This is a genomic window from Lachnospiraceae bacterium KGMB03038 (genome assembly GCA_007361935.1).
Taxonomy (GTDB): domain Bacteria; phylum Bacillota; class Clostridia; order Lachnospirales; family Lachnospiraceae; genus Massilistercora.
In genome coordinates, this window is record CP041667.1 from 2,266,454 (window position 1) to 2,287,226 (window position 20,773).

The 20,773-nt window shown below is 50.0% G+C and carries 21 protein-coding genes and 1 pseudogene; 4 read left to right on the forward strand and 18 right to left on the reverse strand.

Translation table 11 applies throughout. From position 1 onward, the window contains the following. Nucleotides 1-72 precede the first annotated feature (72 nt). The gene (locus FND36_11010; protein QDW74519.1) at nucleotides 73-246 is read right to left on the reverse strand and encodes a hypothetical protein; all 174 of its coding nucleotides are present in this window, start codon (nucleotides 244-246) and stop codon (nucleotides 73-75) included. A gap of 249 nt (nucleotides 247-495) precedes the next feature. On the opposite strand from FND36_11010, the gene FND36_11015 reads away from it, so the two are divergent. After that, complete coding sequence (locus tag FND36_11015; GenBank protein QDW74520.1) at nucleotides 496-717, forward strand: hypothetical protein; 222 nt, start codon at nucleotides 496-498, stop codon at nucleotides 715-717. Here FND36_11015 and FND36_11020 read toward each other — a convergent pair. The 4 genes from FND36_11020 to FND36_11035 form a co-directional block, all read right to left on the reverse strand. Continuing rightward, on the reverse strand, nucleotides 705-947 hold the full coding sequence (locus FND36_11020) for a helix-turn-helix domain-containing protein (GenBank protein ID QDW74521.1): 243 nt from the start codon (nucleotides 945-947) through the stop codon (nucleotides 705-707). The genes FND36_11015 and FND36_11020 overlap by 13 nt on opposite strands. Continuing rightward, the gene (locus FND36_11025) at nucleotides 931-1,368 is read right to left on the reverse strand and encodes a sigma-70 family RNA polymerase sigma factor (protein QDW74522.1); all 438 of its coding nucleotides are present in this window, start codon (nucleotides 1,366-1,368) and stop codon (nucleotides 931-933) included. Before FND36_11025 ends, FND36_11020 begins: the two co-directional genes overlap by 17 nt. Nucleotides 1,369-1,841: 473 nt before the next feature. Continuing rightward, complete coding sequence (locus FND36_11030) at nucleotides 1,842-2,825, reverse strand: 23S rRNA (adenine(2503)-C(2))-methyltransferase RlmN (GenBank protein QDW74523.1); 984 nt, start codon at nucleotides 2,823-2,825, stop codon at nucleotides 1,842-1,844. Nucleotides 2,826-2,841: 16 nt separating this feature from the next. Then, nucleotides 2,842-3,027: a conjugal transfer protein gene (locus FND36_11035; protein ID QDW74524.1), complete on the reverse strand. Its 186-nt coding sequence runs from the start codon at nucleotides 3,025-3,027 to the stop codon at nucleotides 2,842-2,844. Between the two features lie 398 nt (nucleotides 3,028-3,425). On the opposite strand from FND36_11035, the gene FND36_11040 reads away from it, so the two are divergent. The 3 genes from FND36_11040 to FND36_11050 all read left to right on the forward strand — a co-directional run bounded on the left by FND36_11040 (nucleotide 3,426) and on the right by FND36_11050 (nucleotide 5,608). After that, a complete protein-coding gene (locus FND36_11040; GenBank protein ID QDW74525.1) occupies nucleotides 3,426-3,782 on the forward strand; it encodes a helix-turn-helix transcriptional regulator in 357 nt (118 codons plus the stop codon). Nucleotides 3,783-3,983: 201 nt separating this feature from the next. Beyond that, nucleotides 3,984-4,313 (forward strand): MobC family plasmid mobilization relaxosome protein, encoded by a 330-nt coding sequence (locus tag FND36_11045; protein ID QDW74526.1) that lies wholly within the window; start codon nucleotides 3,984-3,986, stop codon nucleotides 4,311-4,313. Further along, on the forward strand, nucleotides 4,274-5,608 hold the full coding sequence (locus FND36_11050; protein QDW74527.1) for an endonuclease: 1,335 nt from the start codon (nucleotides 4,274-4,276) through the stop codon (nucleotides 5,606-5,608). Before FND36_11045 ends, FND36_11050 begins: the two co-directional genes overlap by 40 nt. A 201-nt stretch (nucleotides 5,609-5,809) precedes the next feature. On the opposite strand, the gene FND36_11055 is transcribed toward FND36_11050, so the two are convergent. The 13 genes and pseudogenes from FND36_11055 to FND36_11115 form a co-directional block, all read right to left on the reverse strand. Then, nucleotides 5,810-6,019 (reverse strand): hypothetical protein, encoded by a 210-nt coding sequence (locus FND36_11055; GenBank protein ID QDW74528.1) that lies wholly within the window; start codon nucleotides 6,017-6,019, stop codon nucleotides 5,810-5,812. A 4-nt stretch (nucleotides 6,020-6,023) separates the two neighbouring features. Continuing rightward, nucleotides 6,024-9,371, reverse strand: a complete 3,348-nt coding sequence (locus FND36_11060; GenBank protein ID QDW74529.1) for a DUF4316 domain-containing protein — start codon at nucleotides 9,369-9,371, stop codon at nucleotides 6,024-6,026. A 125-nt stretch (nucleotides 9,372-9,496) separates the two neighbouring features. Then, on the reverse strand, nucleotides 9,497-9,865 hold the full coding sequence (locus tag FND36_11065; GenBank protein QDW74530.1) for a conjugal transfer protein: 369 nt from the start codon (nucleotides 9,863-9,865) through the stop codon (nucleotides 9,497-9,499). After that, nucleotides 9,862-11,937: a DNA topoisomerase III gene (gene topB, locus FND36_11070; GenBank protein QDW74531.1), complete on the reverse strand. Its 2,076-nt coding sequence runs from the start codon at nucleotides 11,935-11,937 to the stop codon at nucleotides 9,862-9,864. The genes FND36_11065 and topB overlap by 4 nt, the downstream gene beginning before the upstream one ends. After that, the gene (locus FND36_11075) at nucleotides 11,934-12,683 is read right to left on the reverse strand and encodes a DUF4366 domain-containing protein (GenBank protein QDW74532.1); all 750 of its coding nucleotides are present in this window, start codon (nucleotides 12,681-12,683) and stop codon (nucleotides 11,934-11,936) included. The genes topB and FND36_11075 overlap by 4 nt, the downstream gene beginning before the upstream one ends. After that, on the reverse strand, nucleotides 12,673-12,939 hold the full coding sequence (locus FND36_11080) for a DUF4315 family protein (protein ID QDW74533.1): 267 nt from the start codon (nucleotides 12,937-12,939) through the stop codon (nucleotides 12,673-12,675). Before FND36_11080 ends, FND36_11075 begins: the two co-directional genes overlap by 11 nt. A 6-nt stretch (nucleotides 12,940-12,945) precedes the next feature. Continuing rightward, complete coding sequence (locus tag FND36_11085; GenBank protein ID QDW74534.1) at nucleotides 12,946-13,668, reverse strand: phosphoadenosine phosphosulfate reductase; 723 nt, start codon at nucleotides 13,666-13,668, stop codon at nucleotides 12,946-12,948. Nucleotides 13,669-13,681: 13 nt separating this feature from the next. Continuing rightward, nucleotides 13,682-15,653, reverse strand: a pseudogene (locus tag FND36_11090) (peptidase M23). After that, nucleotides 15,650-16,606, reverse strand: a complete 957-nt coding sequence (locus tag FND36_11095; GenBank protein QDW74535.1) for a site-specific DNA-methyltransferase — start codon at nucleotides 16,604-16,606, stop codon at nucleotides 15,650-15,652. The pseudogene FND36_11090 and the gene FND36_11095 overlap by 4 nt, the downstream one beginning before the upstream one ends. After that, on the reverse strand, nucleotides 16,603-18,999 hold the full coding sequence (locus FND36_11100) for a conjugal transfer protein TraE (GenBank protein QDW74536.1): 2,397 nt from the start codon (nucleotides 18,997-18,999) through the stop codon (nucleotides 16,603-16,605). The genes FND36_11095 and FND36_11100 overlap by 4 nt, the downstream gene beginning before the upstream one ends. After that, nucleotides 18,959-19,351 carry a PrgI family protein gene (locus tag FND36_11105; GenBank protein ID QDW74537.1) on the reverse strand — a complete coding sequence of 131 codons (393 nt, stop codon included), beginning with the start codon at nucleotides 19,349-19,351 and terminating at the stop codon, nucleotides 18,959-18,961. Before FND36_11105 ends, FND36_11100 begins: the two co-directional genes overlap by 41 nt. Before the next feature lies 1 nt (nucleotide 19,352). After that, nucleotides 19,353-19,901: a DNA methyltransferase gene (locus FND36_11110; protein ID QDW74538.1), complete on the reverse strand. Its 549-nt coding sequence runs from the start codon at nucleotides 19,899-19,901 to the stop codon at nucleotides 19,353-19,355. Nucleotides 19,902-19,911: 10 nt separating this feature from the next. After that, nucleotides 19,912-20,763 (reverse strand): hypothetical protein, encoded by an 852-nt coding sequence (locus FND36_11115; protein QDW75614.1) that lies wholly within the window; start codon nucleotides 20,761-20,763, stop codon nucleotides 19,912-19,914. Nucleotides 20,764-20,773 lie beyond the last annotated feature (10 nt).

The window sequence follows — 20,773 nt, forward strand, 5'->3', positions numbered from 1 at the left end:
CTCCTTTCCGACAGCCGAATAAACAGGTATAATGTGTTGCTATCATTATACCATATCCCGCCGCCTAATGCACTACTCGGACGCTAAAAATCCCGGATTTCCGGGCTTTTTCTGCAAATCCTTTACAATGAGTTTCTCAATCTTTTTATGGATTGTATCGGTTGCCTTTTCACTCGGCAACGCTTGAACAAGATAGGTGATTTTCCCTATTTTGCGTTCGGTTGTAATTGTCTGTTTTTTATCCATTAGAAAAACCTCCTTTTCCTGTATGGATAAACTATATTCGTCAAAAGGCAAAAACGGGCGGTTGTTAGCTGCAACCTCACGGGAGTTTCACCCCGGCCCATGCTTATGGGTGCGCCGCGCAATACTTTGAGGGTGTTCAACGCGGGAGTATCATTGTGCCGCCTTGTATGTCGTCGCCCACAAGCTGCTAAACCTGTTTTACGGCGCGGTAGTTCTCGCTCGGCTTTTCCCCTATGGGGAAAAGCTGTCATGGCGTACCCGCCGACTGGCTCGGTACAGACGGAATGTACCCGTTTGCCTGTTATGCTGCGCACCAAAGGCCGCTTTCTTTGTCAAAGAACAATAGGCTTTGTCGGCCTGCAAAAGCACATCAACAGCGGATATGCTTTTGCGGAACGACAAATAGCCCATAACGGGAAGCGTGGAAAGGGGACACGCTCCCCGCATGGGCTAAAAGATTATCCTACATGAAAAGCAAGGGTGCGGGTAATAAGGCGCACTTGCAGCCTGTTACGCATTTCCTCGTCCACATAGGAATAGGTATTGCCCGCGTCGTCTTTCAGCGTGCGGGTACAAAGTTTCGCTATGTAACCCTCGTAGTGCTTCAAGATCGCGCACATGGCGGTTGTGTCGCCGTTTGCCGCTGCGGAAATGACAGGGAACGGCAACAGATTTTCAGACTTCCTAACGGTATTCATCATCTGCTTTTCCCTCCAAATACTGTTTGATTTTCGCAAGCGCGGATTTCCTGTGCCGGAAAACCGTCGTGCGTACAACATTCAGCAGTTCGCCAATTTCCGCGTCGCTCATATCCAAGAAGTAGGACAAAAGGATAATGTCGCGTTTCCTTTCGGGCAAAGCGTTAAGGGCTTCGGCAAGCAGTTCATTTTTGACGAGTACATCAAAGCCGGACACTTGAAAACGGAAATAATCGCTTTCGTATTCGTCCGTTGTGAAAAGCTGCGCGAGTTCGCTTTCGCTCAAATCCGAAAAAGTAACTTCGCGTGCTGCGCGTTTCGCAAGAGTGCGGCGGTGGCTTTTCGCTTCGCCGACCAAAGTTTTCTTTGCTAATGCGTCGTACTGATGTTGTATTCTTTCCTTGTCGGAAGAAGATAGCTCCATAGAGTTCACCTCCTTCCCGCGTGGAGTAGAGGACGGGAGTTAAGGGCTTGTCCTCTCTGCCCCTTTCGCTCCGTACCCGTTCGGGAGATGGCTCTTGAGTGCGCTTTTCAGAAAAAAGTTGAAAAAAGCAAAATGCGCCCGTCCGCAAGACGCGGACGGGCGCAAAGGAAATGTAAGCAGTAGCTAAATGTATTGACAGTTCACATTCATAGCCGGAATATCCCGCTTGCGGAGCATAGCTTTTTTTGACCGCAAAGCATTAGGCGGGTTACAGTAAATAAAAATGGACACGGCGATACCTCCCCGATACCGCCGTATCCTTAAAAAAGGGCGACTTTAATACACTACCCGCAATCCATTCTATAATAGGGAACAGCGGCTTTTGCGCAATATTAAATAAAAAAGCCGATAACACATAGGTTTTTTGACCTAATGCGTTATCGGCTCTGCGTCTATGCGTCTGGCACTTTTAATCATTTTTTTTTGAATTTATTATATGTGTTAGCTAACTGTCCACAAGCCGCGTTAATCTCTCTGCCATGAGAAACTCTCATAGTAACTTCAAGTCCTGCTTGCTCTAATTGATGTTTGAATGCAACTATTTCCCGTTTCTGTGGTGCTTTAATTCTTGAATTGCTTGTTGGGTTGTATTGTAACACGTTAATCATAACTTTTTTGCCCCGAAACCATTTTGCAAGTTGTCTTACATCTGAGGGCCGGTCATTTATACCCGGTAAAAGCAAATACGCAAAGACAATTTTGCGATTATGCCTTTCAGAATAGGATAAGGCTTGCTTAACAACATCTTCAATAGCATATATGCGCATGTGAGGAATAATACGATTTCTTGCAGATTGTGTTGCTGCGTGTAAAGATATTGTCAACTGAATTTTAAGATGTTCCTCGCGCAATTTTTTTAATTGATCGACCGGACCAACTGTTGATATGGTAATGCCGTCGGTTGGAAAGTTGAGCCCATATCTATCTCGGAGAATATGGATTGCTTTTATCAAGTTGTCATAATTGAATAAAGGCTCTCCCATACCCATAAAAACGATACGGTTTACTTTTCGACGCAACAATATAATCTGTTGTACGATTTCTGACGATGTTAGATTACGAACAAAGCCATTTCGCCCGGACTCACAAAAAATACAACCAACAGGACAACCGACTTGTGTGCTCACGCAAACAGTTCCACCATCTCGCCGCTTGATAAAAACCGTTTCAATGTATTTGTTGTCTTTCAGTTCGTAAACATACTTTTCAGTATCACTGCTTTTGCAAATATTTTTTACCAACATTGATAGATTTTTTTTGCGTGGTAATTGCTTATATAATTCTTCATATAAGGCTTTTGCTTCATTCTCGCCAATAACTTCCGACATTTCTTTGTAAGTAAATCCGTATGGATCATTCCGTACTTCCGCAGGCGTATATTTAGGTAAACGTTTCATTTTTATATCCTTTCTTCTAAATAATAAAAGTTTGTTTTTCTGTATTTTTGATTACAATCTCTAATTTTTCTACATCAATGATATGCGTCAATTTGCATTTAGGGCAGAAAAGAGGAAAATCTTTTAATACAGTATTATGAAATACTTGAACTCTCGTCTTTCCGTTACAAATCGGACATTTTATCCAATATTTTTTAAGCATTATATTTCACTCGTCCTTTTTACACAAAAAAATGCAGGTCAATCCTCAACATGAGCATTGACCTGCATTTATAATGCACAGAGCAGTACAACAAAACTAAGGCATAGCTTGCACTATGTCTATACTATATCTATACGTCGTTAGTTTTTTGTATAGCATCCGCAAAATAAGCATGACAAAAAAGCCCATGTTGAAAATGGGAAAATCCTTTTTTTCAATGCTTATCTAATACGCATGCTATGCAACATAAACGCCGCCTCCTTTTACATAAATTTTATTTTATCAGAAAATCAGTCTACTGTCAATACACAACAGGAAGTATTTAACCTAATGATATGAATTGTGTGGACATATCCAAAAAGAAAGGTGAACTGTAAAATGTAACAGGGTGAATGAAAATGGCAAAAAGACCCGTACCATTGTACGACTTTAAGGCTTTCGGGGCAGCTATAAAAGCCGCGAGAAATGAATACGGCGAGAGCCGCAAAAAGGTAAGCGACGAGTTATATATTTCCCCGCGCTACCTTGCGAATATCGAGAACAAGGGACAACAGCCGAGTTTACAGGTATTCTATGACCTTGTAACCCGGTATCATATTTCGGTAGATCAATTTTTCTTCCCGAACAGCAATGCGGAGAAATCCACCGGGCGGCGGCAGCTTGACGCGCTGCTGGACGGTATGAGCGATAAAGGCATACGGATTGTAACCGCAACAGCAAGGGAGATAACGGAAGTCGAAAAAGCAGAGGATTAACCTCACAATATGAGAAATCGGGAGATTGCAGCGCATGGCGGCTGCAATCTTTTTTTGCGTCCAAAATCAAAGGAACGCGCAACAAATACCGCCTTTCGGTGGGGGTATGGAGTAGATAGCAAGCACAGCAAACGAGTACCCGTTTGCGGAAAATGCTTGTTGGGATAATCCCAAACCCTTATACCGAAAGGCGGTGCGGAAATGGAAAACCGAAAGAGAAATATACAGATGAAGTTTTACGTTACGGAAGAAGAAAAGCGGCTGATCGACGAGAAGATGAAGCAGCTTCCCATAAAGCAGTATGGGGCATACTTCCGTAAAATGGCGATAGACGGGTATATTCTTGTCGTTGACCGAAGCGACACAAAAGCATATATCCGGGAACTGCAAGCGGTGAGCCGGAACATCAACCAAATTGCAAAACGCGCCAATGCGACGGGGACGGTTTACAGGCAGGATATAGAGGACATTAAAAAGGCGGTGGACGAGATATGGCGGTTACAAAGACGCACCCTATTAAATCAACCTTAAAGGCTGCGATAGACTATATCTTAAATCCCGAAAAGACAGACGGGAAGCTGCTTGCGTCCTCTTTCGGCTGCGGGCTGGAAACCGCCGATATTGAGTTTGCATGGACGCGGGAAGCTGCCGGAGATCGCGGCACACATTTAGGGCGGCACTTGATACAATCCTTTGCGGTGGGAGAAACCACACCGGAAGAAGCGCACAAAATCGGCATGGAACTTGCCGGGGCGGTATTAGGCGGCAAGTATGAGTTTGTTTTGACAACTCACGTCGATAAAGACCATCTGCATAATCACTTGATTTTCAACGCGGTTAGCTTCGTTGACTACAAAAAGTACCATTCCAACAAGCAAAGCTATCACTTTATCCGGCGCACCAGCGACAGGATATGTAAAGAGCATGGGCTATCCGTCGTCGTACCGGGACAGGACAAGGGAAAAAGCTATGCAGAATACACCGCCGAAAAGCAAGGGACAAGCTACAAAGCAAAGCTGAAAACGGCGATAGATACTCTCATTCCCCAAGTGAAAGATTTTGACGAACTGCTGCGCCGCTTGCAGGAAATGGGGTATGAAATCAAACAGGGCAAATACATTTCCTTTCGCGCTGCCGGACAGGAACGGTTTACCCGCACAAAGACGCTCGGCGCGGCCTATACGGAAGAAGCGATAAAGGAGCGTATCAAGGGCGTGTATGTTGCCAAAACAAAAACGCTGCGGGAAGATAAGAAAATCCGGCTTGTCGTCGATCTTGAAAACAGTATCAAAGCCCAACAGTCGGCGGGCTATGAACGGTGGGCAAAAATCCATAATCTGAAACAGGCTGCTAAAAGCATGAACTTCCTAACCGAAAACAAGATTGAGTATTATAGCGAACTTGAAAGCAAGATAGCCGATATTATGACCGCTCATGACGCGGCGGCAAAGGCGGTTAAGGAAGTGGAACAGCGTATGTCTGATTTGTCGCTGCTTATCAAGCACACCACCACATACCGACAGTTAAAACCGATTTACGATGAATACCGAAAATCGCCGGACAAGGAAAAGTATCTGCGGGGGCATGAAAGCGAAATTATCCTGTTTGAAGCTGCGGCAAGGGCATTAAAGGAAATGCAGATAAAGAAGCTGCCCGATCTCGCCGCGCTGCGCAAGGAGTATAGAAGCTTAAACGACAGGAAAACCAAATTGTATGAAGATTATCGGCAAGCCAAGAAGCAAATGCAGGAATACGGCGTTGTCAAAAAGAACGTCGATAGTATTCTTTACCCGTCCCAAAGCAGGGCGCGGGAGCAGGAGCGATAAGGCGCAAAACATGGGGTGGCAAGTGGAATGTTAAGGGCTGAAAACGCCTGTGTTTCTGCGGCTTCCAGCGCATGAAAACGACATAGACGATAAAGTATATTCAAACCCGCAAAAACGGCTTTCTAATTGTCCACGCAAGGACAAAAAAAGAACAGGGGCGCGGTGCCGGAAATCGGCAACCGCGCCCCTGTTCTCTATGGGCTATTCCTCGTCGGTCAAGATAAACTCCCTTTCGGAAAACTCGCTGTCCGTCATGGCTTGCAGCTTGTTCACCGCTGCGGCGGCAAGCTGGCGCATATCCTCGTCCATGTAGGGCATGGCGGCAAGGATATTTTCAAGCGTTGTTTCCCGGCTGTCCTCGGCGTAGATCGCAACAATGTTTTCTTCCTCAATGGTAAAGCGGGTATTCATGCTATCAAACCTCCAAATCCTTTTTATGCTCTTTCTGTTTATCTTTCGGCTGCTGCGCCGCCTGTTTCTTGTATTCGTCCAGCTTCTTCAAAATGGACGGTTTTTTCTGCGGCTGTTCCCGTTTCTCGGCTTTTACCGCTTTTGCAAGGTCGGTAACGGAAATCGCTTCCCCCGCCTTTGCCCGCTGCTCAAAATCTGCAACGGTGGGCGTTTGCGGCGTATTGTTGATAAGCCCGTCAAAATTGTTGTCGTTCTGCTCTATGGTGTCCTCGACGTGCTTTAAGGGATTATCCCGCTGCGGCTGCTCGGCGGCTATGGCATAAGCCTGTGTGCCATTCCCCATAATGAGATACTTCCCGTCCTCCGACGCATGGTGAAAACCAAATCCCGCCGCTTCGATCTGTTCACGGCTCATATCGGTAATATGAAAATTGCCCCTCGGCGTTCTAACGGTTTCACCCGTCAAAAGGCTGTCGGGGGTCGCTTCCGGCTGCTGCTTTTCAAGCTGCCCGTCCTTGTAGGAATATCCTTGCGCCGCGATTGCTTCAAGGGTCTTGCCCGTAACGTCGCCATAAATCCGCTTGTCTGCGTCAACCAGCATTTGCAAAGTGTCTTGTACGGTGTCGGACAAGGCTTGCTGCTGTTCGGGCGGCAGCTTGTCAAATACGGGGGTCTGCTGCTCCTGCAAAAACTCCGGCACTTGCTGAAAACCGATACTGTCTACATAGTGGGCGGTGTCCTCGTCGTTCTGATGAAGCACAACAATGTCGGAAACGGAAAGGCTATGCCCCTTAAAGTCGGCGGGGTGGTCGATATTAAACCTTTCCCAAATGTCGCCCAGCGTCATATCCTTTGTAAGCGGTGCAGTATAGACGAGTTCATAATTTACCCGGTCAATGGTAAGTCCAGCCGCTTGCAGACGGTCATAAGGCTCAAAGCGCAAGTCCCTTGTTTCGTCCCCGCGCTTTAACTGATAAATGGAAAAGGTATCGCCCTGCTCCTGCTCGGCTTGCCGCTGCTGCTGCAACTCGGTAAAATGCCCCTCAATCTCGGTAATGAGTTCCTTTGCGGTGGTCTGTATTGTTTCAAGGGACGCTTTTAACTCGGTCATTTCCTTGCCGCTGCTCCAACCAGCCACATAGCCGAAAGAGTAATCGGAAGTATCAAGGCCGAAATGCTGGCAAACCGTATAAGCGACGCTTTCCGCTTCTACCTCGCAGGTATGGCGGTCAACGCGGTTTTGCTGCTCCGGCGGGGCGTTTAAGTCTACGTCGTGCAGCTTCGCATGGGCGATTTCGTGAATGGCGGTCTTTACCGCCTGTAATTCACTCACGCCCTCTTTGATTGCAATACGCTTGTCGGTCAAACTGAAATACCCATTTGCGCCGTTTGTGATCTGCTCAAATGCAATCGGGACGGGGGACGCTTTTTCAAGGGCGGCGAAAAAATCCTCGTACTGCTCCACATCGGCAAGCAGCGGTTTAACGGAAAGGTCGGGAAACTCCTTGCCCTCGGTCTGCGAAATATCAAAGACGGTTATAACCTTAAAGGCGGGGACGGTGATTTCCTTTTCTTCCTTTACCACTTTTCCCTCGCGGTCAAGCATGGGCTTTCTCGTTTCGGGGTCGATTTTATCAACCAGCTTTTTCACCTTGTAGGGCGCGGGGGCAAAGATTTTAATGCCTTTCTCGCCTTTCTTTACATGGCGGTCAAACTCCTTTTCCCATTGACGGAAGCCCATTACCAAATTGCCGCCCTGCATAGCAATTAGGATAGTGTTATTCAAACTATAATCATGGAACTTTGACATAGCGGTTAGAAACTCTTTGTAGCGGTCGCTGTCAAAAATCGCCTGTACGCCCTGTTCCAAACGCGCGGTGATCTCCTTTACCTTTTCGGCGGGCTTTTCGGAAGTAAGGATAATGGGGACGACGGGGCGGGGCTGCTGCGGCTCTGCGGCCTGTGCGTCTGCTTGCTGCGTTTCGGCTGCGTCCATATAGGCTTTGTCCTGTTCGCCGCGCTCCGGCTGCGGGTAACTCATAATGCGGTATTCTTCCGGCACTTCGCGCCCCTCAAACTGCCGTTCCCACTCGTCGCCGCTTTCCACGATATAGCCGTACTCGGTAAACGCGCCTTTTTCCTGCGCGGCAGCGTTCCTGCCAAAAGTAGAAAGGTCAATGCCGCCTTTCCATTCTTCGGGCATTTGTACCATGCCGGATTGATTTAAGTAATAGTCGCCCAAATCGTGGTAGTTATGTACTTCGGGGATATGGACGTAAAAATCCACGTTGTAGGTGAAGTCAATTACCTGTCCAATATTTGCAAGCCCGTTTTTCTGCTGCAAAGCTGCGTTCAGCTTGCCAACCTCGGCGGGGTCAAGCTGTTCGAGCCGCGCCGCAAGAAAATTGAGTTCGTCCACGTCGGCGGCGCATACCATTTCATAAGGCAAGGCAATATGTTTCTCCGGGTCGTCGGAATAGCCGCGAATGGAAAAATCCTGCGGGTTGTCGGCGGTAATGCCGACGTTCCGCATAGCTTCGTGCAACTGCTCCTTTGTGGCGGGCATATCCAACCAATAGCCGCCGGGGTCGCCCGCGTCAAAGCGGCTGCGGTTGCCTATCATAATAGAAAACTGTTCGCTCATGTGTTCACGCTCCTTTTCCTGCCCGGTATTTTCGGGGATAGCTGCCGCCTGTTGCTGCTGCGGGGGTTCTTCGCCCTCTATGGTGTAGTCCGGCATGAGCATACCGTTTACTTTGAAATAGTCGGCGTACTCCTGCGGGATAGGCGGGGAGATTTCCGTAAACAAGCGGTCATACGCTTTGATACGCCCATTCAGATACTTTTCCATAGCTGCCTTGTCGGTGAAAACCTTTCTATCTTGTCCGGCAATCTTCGCTTGGGTTCTGCTTGGGCTGTTGGTGCGCACGCTCCATGTAAGCGTCCATGAATACGGGATAGATTTCTGCGCTTCTTTGTCGTAGCGGGTATTCTCGTAAATGTAGTAATTCATCTGATATACCCGATTGCTGCGAATATGGCGGTTATGCTCGGTGGTCTGCCACTCGTTAGCGGTGTGCTGGACGTGCGGCGTTCTCACATATTCAAGTGTTTTATCCAGCAAAAGCGTTCTTCCCGCCTGTTCTTCCCATGCGGCGGCGCGTTCTTTAAGGTCGTCAAAAATCGCCTGTTCTGCCGCCGCGCTTTCGCTGCGCATGGAAAGTAGCTGCGCAATCGGCAAGGAAGCATAAGGGGCAATCTCCCTGTCCTTTGCTTCAAAATATATCCGGCGTTCTATCCGCATGGTTTCGGCGGCTTCTAATTTGTCATGGTCGTATGAGGAATACGGCATATTCTTTCATCACGTCCTTTCTCGGTCATATAAGGGTTTGGGACTATCCCAACAAGCAAAATGCCCGCGCTCTCTATGGGAAGCGCGGGCATTTCTCGCAAACGGGTACTCGTTTGCTGTGCTTGCTATGTAGTTGTTTTTATCCGTAAACGCCTGTTTCTCTCGCTTTGGGCTTTCTGTCTGCGGCGTATCTTTGCCGCGCAATCGGGGCAGTATTTCGCCCGGTTGCTGCCCGCCGCAAACGTGCTGCCGCATACCGCGCAACGCTTCAAATCGGTTTCCCCGCTGCGGGTGATCTGTTCGCAAAGCTGCCTGTCGGCGGGTAATACCGCTTCGCGGAAATAGCGGCATAGCAGCGAATAGCTGATACTCTGCACACAAACGCAAGTTTCCCCGTCGTCCAGCAGCAGACAATTCCCGCAATCGTTGTTTGCACAAGCGGCGCGGGTCATTTTCTTTACGGCGCGGTATTGCTTTTCATCAAGCCTTATCATTTTCGGTTCTGCTCGACGCGGAAGTTTACATACTTGCCGCCTGTGTCGGCAAGCAGCACAACTCCGTCAAAGGTCTTTCCCGTCTTGGTCGAGTACATACCTTTGATTTTTACCTTTCCGTCTTTCAAAAGGGCGGCGGCAATCGCCTTTGTGAAAGCCTTTTTGCGCTGCTCAAAAAAGCGGTCATTCTTCCACATCACAAAGCTGCAAGCCCTGTCGGAGCAGTAAAAGTTTTTCTTGCCCTCGTAAACCGCCGCGCCGCAACGGGGGCAAGTGCCGATTGCTTCCCGCTGCGGGGTAAACAGCTTCGCTTTATCCTCGGAAATCGCGGAATAGGTCTTGACAAGCCCCGCTGTCATTTCCTCAATCCCGCGCATGAAGTCGGCGGGGCTGTCGCTGCCCTTTGCAATCCCGGTAAGGCGCGTTTCCCATTCTGCCGTAAGCTGCGGGGACGTAAGGCTGTCGGGCAGAATAGCGACAAGGTTATACCCGTCCTTTGTGGGGATTAGCTTTTTGCCCTTGCGCTCGGCAAAGCCCGCGCTAATGAGTTTTTCAATGATACCCGCCCGCGTCGCGGTGGTGCCTAACCCTTTGCGCTCCGCGTCCTCCGGCGTGTCCTCCTTTCCCGCACTCTCCATAGCCGAAAGTAACGTATCTTCGGTAAATGCCTTTGGGGGCTGCGTGTAACGTTCGGAGATCTCCGCTGCCGGATTGTCAAAGGTCTGCCCCTCGGCAAGCGGGGGTAAAACCGCTTCCGGCTCTGCGTCCTCGTCCTGTTCCCCGGACGCGGCGCGGGATAGTCTTTCAATCTCGCGCCAACCCTCGCAAAGCGTCGTCCTGCCCTTTGCGGTAAAGGTATAGCCGCCGCAAGTGAAAACCGCCGTAACCGCTTCATACTCATAGGGCGCGGCAACGGCGCAAAGCAGTTTTGCGCACACAAGGGTCATTAGCTTTTTCTCACTTTCGGCAAGGGAAGAAAAGCCCGTTTTCACAAACTCCGCTGTCGGCAAAATGGCGTGATGGTCGGTTACTTTGCTGTTGTCGCAAATCCTCGCAAGGTCGGCTTGCAGCTTCACGCCCTGCATAAAGGGGAGAGCAGCGCAAAGGCCGGTGATAAGTTCCTTTGTGCTGCCCTCCATATCGGAAGTGATATATTTGCTGTCGGTGCGGGGATAGGTCAAAAGCCGTTTTTCATAAAGGGCTTGCGCATAGTCAAGGGTCTGTTTCGCCGTAAACCCATACAAACGGTTTGCTTCCCGCTGCAAGGCGGTGAGGTCAAACAGTTTCGGCGGGGCTGCGGTCTTTTTCTCTTTTTTAAGGGAAGTACAAACGGCCTGCGATTTCTCGCAAGCCGCTTTCATCTGCCGCGCCGCCGCTTCGTCGTCCTGCCTTTCGGAAAGGGCGGCAACGCCGCCAACGTCCAGCCGGACGACATGATATTTCTCTTTCTTAAAGCTGCTGATTGCATAGTCGCGGTTTACCAGCATAGCAAGGGTGGGCGTTTGCACTCTGCCGACATTCAATGTTTTATGGTAGAGGATAGAGAAAAGGCGGGTCGCGTTAATGCCAATGAGCCAATCGGCCTTTGCTCTGCAAAGCGCGGATTGATAGAGGTTGTCATAGCCGCGCCCGTCTTTGAGATTTGAAAAGCCCTCGCGGATTGCACTTGCTTCCATGCTGCTAATCCAAAGGCGGGAAAAGGGCTTTTTGCAATTCGCCTGTTCATAGACAAAGCGGAAAATGAGTTCCCCCTCGCGCCCGCTGTCGCAAGCATTGATAATCTCGGTAACGTCGCTGCGGTGCATAAGGTCTTTGAGAATGGAAAACTGCTGCTCCTTGCCGCTGGCAACAATAAACTGCCACTCCTGCGGGACAATGGGAAGATCGTCGTACTTCCATTTACGGAATTGTTCATTGTAGGTCGCCGCGTCTGCAAGGCTAATCAAATGCCCGATACACCACGACACAAGGTAGCCGCCGCCCTCAAAATATCCGCTGCGCTTTTCATTCGCGCCCATAACGGCGGCAATCGCCGCCCCGACGCTCGGTTTTTCTGCAATTACAAGTTTCATAGATTATCGTCCTCCTGCTCGGTCTGTTCGGTTTCGACTACTTCCGTTTCCTCGTCGTCCTCGTCAAAATCAAGGTCGTCAAGGCTGCTGCTGCCTTTCGCCGCGTCCTTTTTGGGCTTCAAAATCTTAAAGTAGTAGAACGCGCCGCCGCCCGCTGCGGCAACAAGCAGCACGACAAGCAGAATACCCATGCCGCCGCCTTTTTCTTCTTCCGGCGGCTGCTCGGTTTCTTCCGGCTCCGGCTCGGCTTCCACACCCGCGCACTCGCTCATGTTGACGCTGCAAACCGGGCAAGCGGTGTTGACGCTTCCGGCAACGCATTTATCGGTGCAGCTACAAACGGGGGCTTCGGTCTGCCCGTCCTCCATAAGGGCGGTTAAATCCGCTTCGTCCACTTGGTTAAGGAAATGGACGGTATTTTCCCCGTCCTCGGCGCGGTCAATGATGATGTAAAAATAGTTGCCACTTTTGGTAACGACGGTGATAAACTGCTTGTCGCCGGACGCTTCACCCGTTATATCGTCCACAAGGGACATATTCCCGTCCGGGGTAAGGGGCTGCGGCTCATAGCCGCCCGTCGTTTCTTCCGGCTCGGTTTCCGGCGCGGGGGTTTCCTCGGTTACGGGGGTAGGCGTGTCGTCGCTTTCATCGCCACCGCCCGCATAAGCGGTAACAGAAAAGCCGCACATGATAACCAGTGCGGCAAGCAATACGGTAAACTTTCGGATTATCTTTTTATTCTTCATTGTCGTTGTCCTCCTGTTCGGCGGGGTAAGTGGCTTCCGGCTGCGGCAAGGTGATTTCGCCGCTGGCGTAAGCGGAGAGGAACGCGGCAAGCTGCGTCCCGTCAAGGTGTACCGCCTTTACCATTTGCACGATCTGCGCGTTTTCTTCCTCGACTTTCTGCGCTTCAAGGTCTTTCAGCTTCTTTTGCTGTTCAAGGATTTTTGCCCTCGTTTTCTCAATATCCCTTTCGATACGGTCAAGTTTCGTGTTCGCCATAGTCATTTACTCCTTTCCAAACTGTTCTTTCCATGAATAGCTGCGCCCCAATCCCTTAACGGTTTTAAGATAGGGCATAGCGTTTTCTTCCAAAGTCGCCGCCCGGTTAAATAGATCGGGATAGTGTTCTTTGAGATATAAAATCTCTTGTTTCTTCATGCTCGGACAAAAGAAACAGGACGATTTACCCGGCTGCGGCAATCCTGCCGCTTTGATTTCCCGGATACAATCGTCCCTGTTCCAGCCCCATTCTTCAATGAGGGGGTAGCGGTTATGATATTTTTTGTCGGCTTCGTTGTACTTGCGGGAATGTTCATACCGTTTCACTTCTCCCGCGTCATAGCCGATATAGCGGTTGACTTTCTCGCCGCGCTGCCATACTTCGCGGCAAGGCGCATAGTGGTTGCAAAACTTTTCCTGCGGTGCGATTTTGTGTTTCTGCGAACAACGCTTATGCCCGTAGGCAATCGACGGGAGCGTATGAGAGCGCAAGCACTCGGTTTCAAGAGATAGGCGGTTGCCGTAGCGGTCAACATACTGCACAACGGTAATCTGCGGCATACCGTGTTCCGCAAGCCATTGATTGATTATCTCGATAAATTGATAGGTATGCGGGTGTTCCGCGCCCGTATCGGCAAAGGTGATAAGGTCAATCGGGATTTTGTGCTTGTATAGGCCAATAAGTAAGGCGGCACTATTCGTGCCGCCGCCAAAAGATACAATATTCATTTTTCAACTCCTTTTAATTGTAATTTAACCGCCCGTAGGCGTAAAAGTGGGATTGCCAATAGCTGGTGTCCAGCTTTGAATACTGGATAGGGTCGCCACAATGCAGCATGACGGGGCTTCCGTCCCCGTCCTCGCCCACATAAATCCCCACATGGGAAACGCCGGGGGTGTCGTATGTACCCGTAAAGAACACCAAATCCCCCGGCTGCGGGTTAGAAACAGGGGTTGAGATGTTGTAAAGCCCTTGCGCCCCAAGTCTGCCCGTATTGTATAGGCCGCTGTTCGTCAACACATAACTCACAAAGCCGCTGCAATCAAAAGAGGTTTCCGGGGTGCTGCCGCCCCACACATAGGGAAAACCGACGTATTTATCTGCTTCCTCCATGAGCCGCGCAAACTTTTCATCGGAACCCAGCAGCGCGGCGGGTACTTCATAATCGGCGGGCGGGTTTTCATAGTATTTAGACACATAGCCGGATTGCGGGAAAAGGTCGGGTCTGTTTCCCAGCGACGACATATACATAGCGTACATGGATAGCTGTTCTTCGCCCATGATGTAAACGGGGACATGGGAGAGGTTGAAGTTTTCCAAATCCACATGAAGAATGTAATAGTTATAGGGGACTTCAACCGTATAGGGGTTGCCCTCGCTGTCCGTCCTTGTTTCGGTGCGGTAGCGTACCTGTACTTCTTCCTCGACCGTCAAGATATACTGTTTCTCAAAGAGCATTTCAAGGGTGCTTTGCACTTCATCGAGTGTAAACACGCCCTCATGCCACGCGGAAAGGATAGAAATTAGCACATAGGGGTCATGCTCGATCTCGTCCGCGTTTACCCGGTATTCGTCATAGCCGGGGTATTCGCTTTCGATATTGTCCAGCATATCTTGTAACTCGGCTTCCATAGCGGCATACGCGCTTTCCGCGCCCGTTATATCCGCGTCCTCGGAGAGATAGGACGACGCAATCAAGCCGCTGCCGCTGTTGCCGCCAAAGAGGGAGCAAGAGGACAGCCCGCCGAAAAGCAGCAGCACGATAAAGGCAATCCCGCCCACAATCAAGCAGCCTTTCCAATGCCGGACAACAAAGAACGTCGCCCGTTTGGTTTCCTGCGCGGTTTTCTTCGCCGCCTTTGCGGTGGCTTCAGCGGTTTTTTTTCGCTTTGCCGCCCGCTTTCAGCGTTTTTGCATACTGCTTTTTAATGCGCTGCTTCTGCCAAAAACGGGAAATGGGGTTGGAGTGCGCAAGCGCGGGGTTATCGTGCAACGCCTTTTGATAGAGAAAATCTGCGTTTGCCTTTACCGCTTGTTTTTCCGCTGCCGCCGCTGCCCGGTAGGGTTTCAGCTTATGGCGGCGTATGCCGCCCTTAACTGCCCGCGCCGCCATGCCGCCCGCTTTCTCTCCGGCAAGTTCTACCCGGTGCCCGCTTTCCACACCGACGTTTTCTTTCTCTACCTCGTAGATTTTCCCATGTACGGTACTGTTTAACTCCTGTGCCGGACGGGATAAGGGGTTATGCCGCAACTTGCCGTTTGGGGGCTTATCCGTCTTTTCAAAGGAAAGGCGCGTCTTTGCCTTGCCTTTCGCTTCGTCAAAAACGCGCTCTTTCTTGATTTTGGTCTGCTTGGGGATAGCCGCCCGCGCTGCGTCTAAACAGTCTGCCGCCTTATCCGATTTCTTGATCGCTTTTTGAAGTTCCGGCGTTGCCCGTTCCGCTTCGGAAAACTGCAAGCGGGAAGAATGGGTTTTAGGCTGCGTCGCGTCAAGGGCTTTTTTCTCCGCGCCTTTTGCTGCGTGTCGCTCAATCTCTGCGCCGATATGCTGCACAACCTTTTCCGCTGCCACCCCTGCGGGGGCTGAATAGTTTTCTTCCTGCGGCCTTTCGCTGATACTGGACGTTTCGCCCGTCGTGAGGTTTTCCGCAACCGCACCGTCGCGGGTCATTTTTTGCGTTACCTTGTCGGGGGCTTTCAGTTCCTTGCTCAATCTTCATCACCTCCAATCCGCTGTTTTGCAAGTTCGCAATAGTCGGGGTTTAACTCAATGCCGATATAGCGGCGGTTAAGCCGTTTTGCTACCATGCCCGTCGTGCCGCTGCCGAAAAAGGGGTCAAGGACAATCCCGCCGATGGGACAGCCCGCCAAAATGCACGTTTCCGCAAGTTTCGGCGGGAACGCTGCGAAATGCCCGCCATGATAGCCGACATTGTTAATCTGCCAAACGTTGCGGCGGCTGCGGACGGGAGAAATCAACTCGTCGGCGTATGCGCCCTTTTCGCGGGGGCGGTTGATTTTCTGCGGTTGGTTTTGCCCCGGAACAGTAACGTTATACTTATTTCCTTTGCTAACTCCGCTTTTCAGCCGCCCCGCCGTTGTGGGGGCTATCGGCTCGGCTACTGCTTGCCAATCGTAATAATACTTCTTTGACTTGGTAAGCAGAAACACATATTCATAGCAGCGGGTCGGCCTGTCCCGCGTGCTTTCCGGCATGGGGTTTGTTTTGTGCCAAATGATAGAACTGCGCAAATACCAACCGTCGCCCCGCAAGGCGAGGGCTACAAGCCACGGAATACCAATTAAATCTTTGGGCTTGCAGCCGGGGGCGCGGTGGTTAAACGCCACTTGCTGCCCGTTCCTGCCTTTGGGGTATTTGGGGTCTTGGTGGTCGGCTTTGCTGCCTGTGCCGCAATAAGTGTCCGCGATATTCAGCCAACAAGTACCCTCCGGCGTAAGCACCCGCTTTACCTCATGGAATACCGCCGTAATACGGGAAACATATTCCTCCGGCGTTGCTTCCCGTCCGATCTGCCCGTCTGCGCCGTAGTCCCGCAAGGCATAGTAGGGTGGGGACGTTACGCAACAATCAACTGCATTTTCCGGCAAGGTTTGAAGCACCTGCAAGCTGTCGCCGCAATAGATTTTGTCCATTTCTATCCTCATGCCGACACCTCGCCGGGTTTGGTCGTCATTACACGATAGAGTTCCGTATCTTGCGGGAAACGGTCAATAAAGGGCAAAATCACGTTGCCATAGAAGATAAGCCCCTCGCCCGCGTCGGAATGGGTTACATAGGTCATTTGCTGCTGCGAAATGTTAAGCTGCTTTGCAAGGATTTCCCTGTCGCCCTGGGCTTGGTTGAGCATATACACAAAATCGCTGTTTTCAAAAATGTTCTCCACCTCGCGGGACGATAACAAATCTTTCACGTTTTGGGTGATACCTGTCGGAATACCGCCCCATTTTCTAAAACGCTTCCAAATCTCAACGCTGTACGCTGCGGTCTGTTCCTCTTTGAGCAGCAAATGAAACTCGTCGATATAGTACCGCGTCGCCTTGCCTTCGCTGCGGTTTATGGTAACTCTGTTCCAAACTTGATCTTGGACAATGAGCATACCGAGTTTTCGTAGCTGGGTGCCGAGTTCTTTAATATCAAAGCAGACAAGGCGGTTGTGAATGTCAACGTTTGTTTGGTGGTTAAACACGTTCAAACTGCCATTTACATAGAGTTCCAATGCCGACGCGATACGCTGCGCTTCCTTTTCCGGCTGCTTCTTGATTTCATTGTAGAGGTCGCCCAAAATCGGCATATTCTCCGGCTTCGGGTCTGCAAGGTAGCTGCGGTACACGCTGATAACGGCGCGGTCAATCAAAGTCTTTTCAACCGCTTCCAGCCCGTTTTTGCCGCCCATAATCAACTCGCAAAAGGAAAGGATAAAATCGCTCTTTAAGGCTATGGGCGTGTCGCCCTCGCTGTAATTGAGGTTTATATCCATCGGGTTAATGTACTGCGTGCTGTTCTGCGAAACCTTGATAACCTGCCCTTTCAGCCGTTCCACAAGGGGGTAATATTCCGCTTCCGGGTCGCAAATGATAATATCGTCTGCGGTAATGAGAAAAGCGTTGGTGATCTCGCGCTTTGCCGAAAAACTCTTGCCGCTGCCGGGTGTGCCGAGTATCAAGCCGTTAGGGTTCTTCAGCCTTTTCCTGTCGCACAAAATCATGTTATTCGATAATGCGTTTAAGCCGTAATACAACGCTTCGCCGCTTTGGAACAGCTCTTGTACCGTAAAGGGGACGAAAATGGCGGTGCTGGAAGTCGTCAAGCCCCGCTGGATTTGGATTAGGTTTTCGCCCAATGGGATAGAGGACATAAGCCCCTGTTCCTGCCGGTAGTCAAGGCGGGTGAGCATACAGTTGTATTTCTGTGCGATACTTGCGGCCTGAAATACGTCGTTGTCCAATTTCTGCTTTGTGTCTGCCACATTCAAAACTAACAGCGTAAGCAAAAACATTCGCTCGTTCCGGCTCTGCAAATCCCGCAAAAGGTTTTTCGCTTCGCCGCCGTAGGTGGCAAGGTCGGACGGAATTATATCCATATCGTAGCCGCTGCGGATTGCCTTTTTCTGTTCCTCGATTTTCATACGGTCAAGGTCGGTGATTTTCCGCTTGATCGTCTTGATCGCTTCGTTGTGGTCGATACTCTGAATGTGCAGATTGACGACAATCCCGTTTTCCGCTTCCATGAAGTCGGCAAGCATACGGTCTGAAAGTTCCGGCGCGGCAATCTGCAAAAAGGAAACCGCGCCAAACTTCCCGCCCATTTGAAACATTCGCCCGTCGCCAAAACGGAAAGAGGACGGGGCAATAAAGTCTTTGACGGAAAGGCCGCTTACGGGTAGCCATTCCCACGCAAAGTTGAAGCGTTCCCCGTCCGGGTGGAAAAGCCCATGCAGCACTTCAAGCCGCTGCTTCCCGTCCAATACCCGCGCCGCCGCGCCGATCACCTTAAAATGGTTGAGGGTGTCCGTTTCGATACGGGCAAGCCGCGCCCGCGCCGATTTAATATCTTTTGCTTCAATGGTAAAGGTGAGAAACTTTGTCTTGATAAGCCCGTTGTTGCCGCGTTCAAGCTGTGTTTGCAGCATTTCGGTGTATTCGGCTCTGATACTGTCAAAGTCGTCATTCTGTGGGGCAATCGTGATACTGCTCTTGAAATCCTCCTTGTTCGCATGGCGGCTGATTAAGGAAAGCTGCACACTGATAGAAGCGTCAAAAGAGTTATACATATCGCAAAGGGCTTCAAAAATGGCGGTCTTGTCGTCCGGCTGCGCAAGCTGATAGTTAATATCTTCAAACTCAATGCACTTGGAATACCGCCCGTTTGCAAGGCGGCAAATCCCGTCCTTATACATTCGTTCAAACGGTATGCTGTCCTGCGCCGTATGGGGCTTCCCGTCGCCCTTTGACTGCCGGATAAGCGCGTCGATCTGTTTCTTTTCCTGCCGCGTAAGTTTACGCTTTTTGTTTTGGGTCTTTCCCTTTTCCTTTGACAATCGCCCGTACCTCCTTATCTAATCGCTCCTGCCGCGCAAGGGCGGTATAAAAATTGTTGGTCTGATAAGGTCGCTCTTTGGGGCGAAGAAACTTCACTTCCACAAATTGCCGTATAATCACTTCCAGCGGTTGCCCGTTCTTCTCGTACATAGCGAGTAGGAACATGGGCAGCATGGCAAGCACCATGCACAAAGCCGCCGTTGTCGTTCCCGCGCTGTCCTTTGTCAAAAAGAATAGCGGTAGCCCGATAGCCACCGCCGCGCCGAAACAGAGTAATTGTCTTTTGGTAAGGTTGAACATTACCTTGCTCTTGATTTTGGTTAAATCCTTTGGGACGGTTACATACGCCATTTCAAACCTCCTTTCCGGCAAACCGTATGTCGCTTTTGATTTCATTTCCCCATACGTCCCAACCAGGGGTATGCTGCCTTGCAAACAGTTCAATACGCGGTAGGTCGCCCATAAGGGCAAGTATCTTTTCCCGCGTTATATCCGGCTTTTTGCTGTGCTGCTCAACAGGGGAAATAATAAATTGATGTACCTTGTTTGATTGTCGCTTCGGGTGTCCTTTGGTAGCAAGCAAGCAGATTTCCGCATTTCCTCGCGTCCAAAAGCCCAAGCCATAAAACCAAGTGGGCGATTTCCGATTTTGCTTTAACCATACAAAGGCAACGGATTTATAGGTAAATCCCCAAGCCTTGATTAACTGCAACGCTTCTTTAAGCTGCGGGAACGTCGCCCATAGGAATAAAATACAGTCCTTATCCGCAATTTCTTTGACGGGTAAAGCGCAAAGTTCCTCAATACTCATAGTGGGATAGTGCTTTTCCGCTGCGCCCTGTACCTTGCTTCTCGCGTATCTCCAAGGGGGATCGGCGTAAATGATTTTGTATTTCTTCATCTGCACCCCCTTAATGCGCGCTGAATACGGATTTTGCAAGGCTTCCCGTTTTGAAAAGCGTAAAACACAAGAGGACGGTATAGCCCATGCAAGACCAGATCGCGCCGGATATGTCATCGGTTGCTGCGATTGTCTGTATCAAAACCGCATAAATACCGACGCACACAAGAATTAGAAAAGCCTGAAAACCGAGGGCAAGCAAGGATTTTAAGTAGTTCTGTCCCATGCCGCCCCATTCACGATTTACCATTGTCGCAACGGGGATAGGGGCGATACTCGTTACAAGGTATATTTCAATCATGCGCCCGTACACCACCAGCATGATACAGATAGACAACGCTTTCATGGTAAGCCCCACAAAGAGTGATTGAAACCATAGCCCCAAAAGCCCGCCGACGCTCATAGCGTCCAGCTTTGCTTCTATATCGGTGATAACGGTTGCAATATCTATGCTTGTGTCGGATATGATAACGCCCGCGCTGTCGTTGACGACGCTCTGTGTAATGTCAAATACGCCCATGACGATGTTCCAAGTATTTGTTACCAGCAGCACCGCAACAAAGGTTTTGAAAATCCACTTGAAGAAAATCCAAGTGTCGAGATCGTGCAGATTGTTTTTCTCAATTACAAGCTGGATTAGTTCGTAGCACATGACAAAGGTAATGATAACGCCCGCAATCGGCACAATGACGTTTTCCGATAGGCTGCGTATCATATTGAATATGCCCGCGTTCCACCCGGCGGGGGTTGTGCCGACTTGCGTTGCGATTTCTCCAACCTCTGTATTTACGCTGTCGAACAGCCCGGAGAGATTAGAGAGTATTCCGTCTGTCAAAATGCCGCGAAACCAATCTTCAATCATCTGCCATATC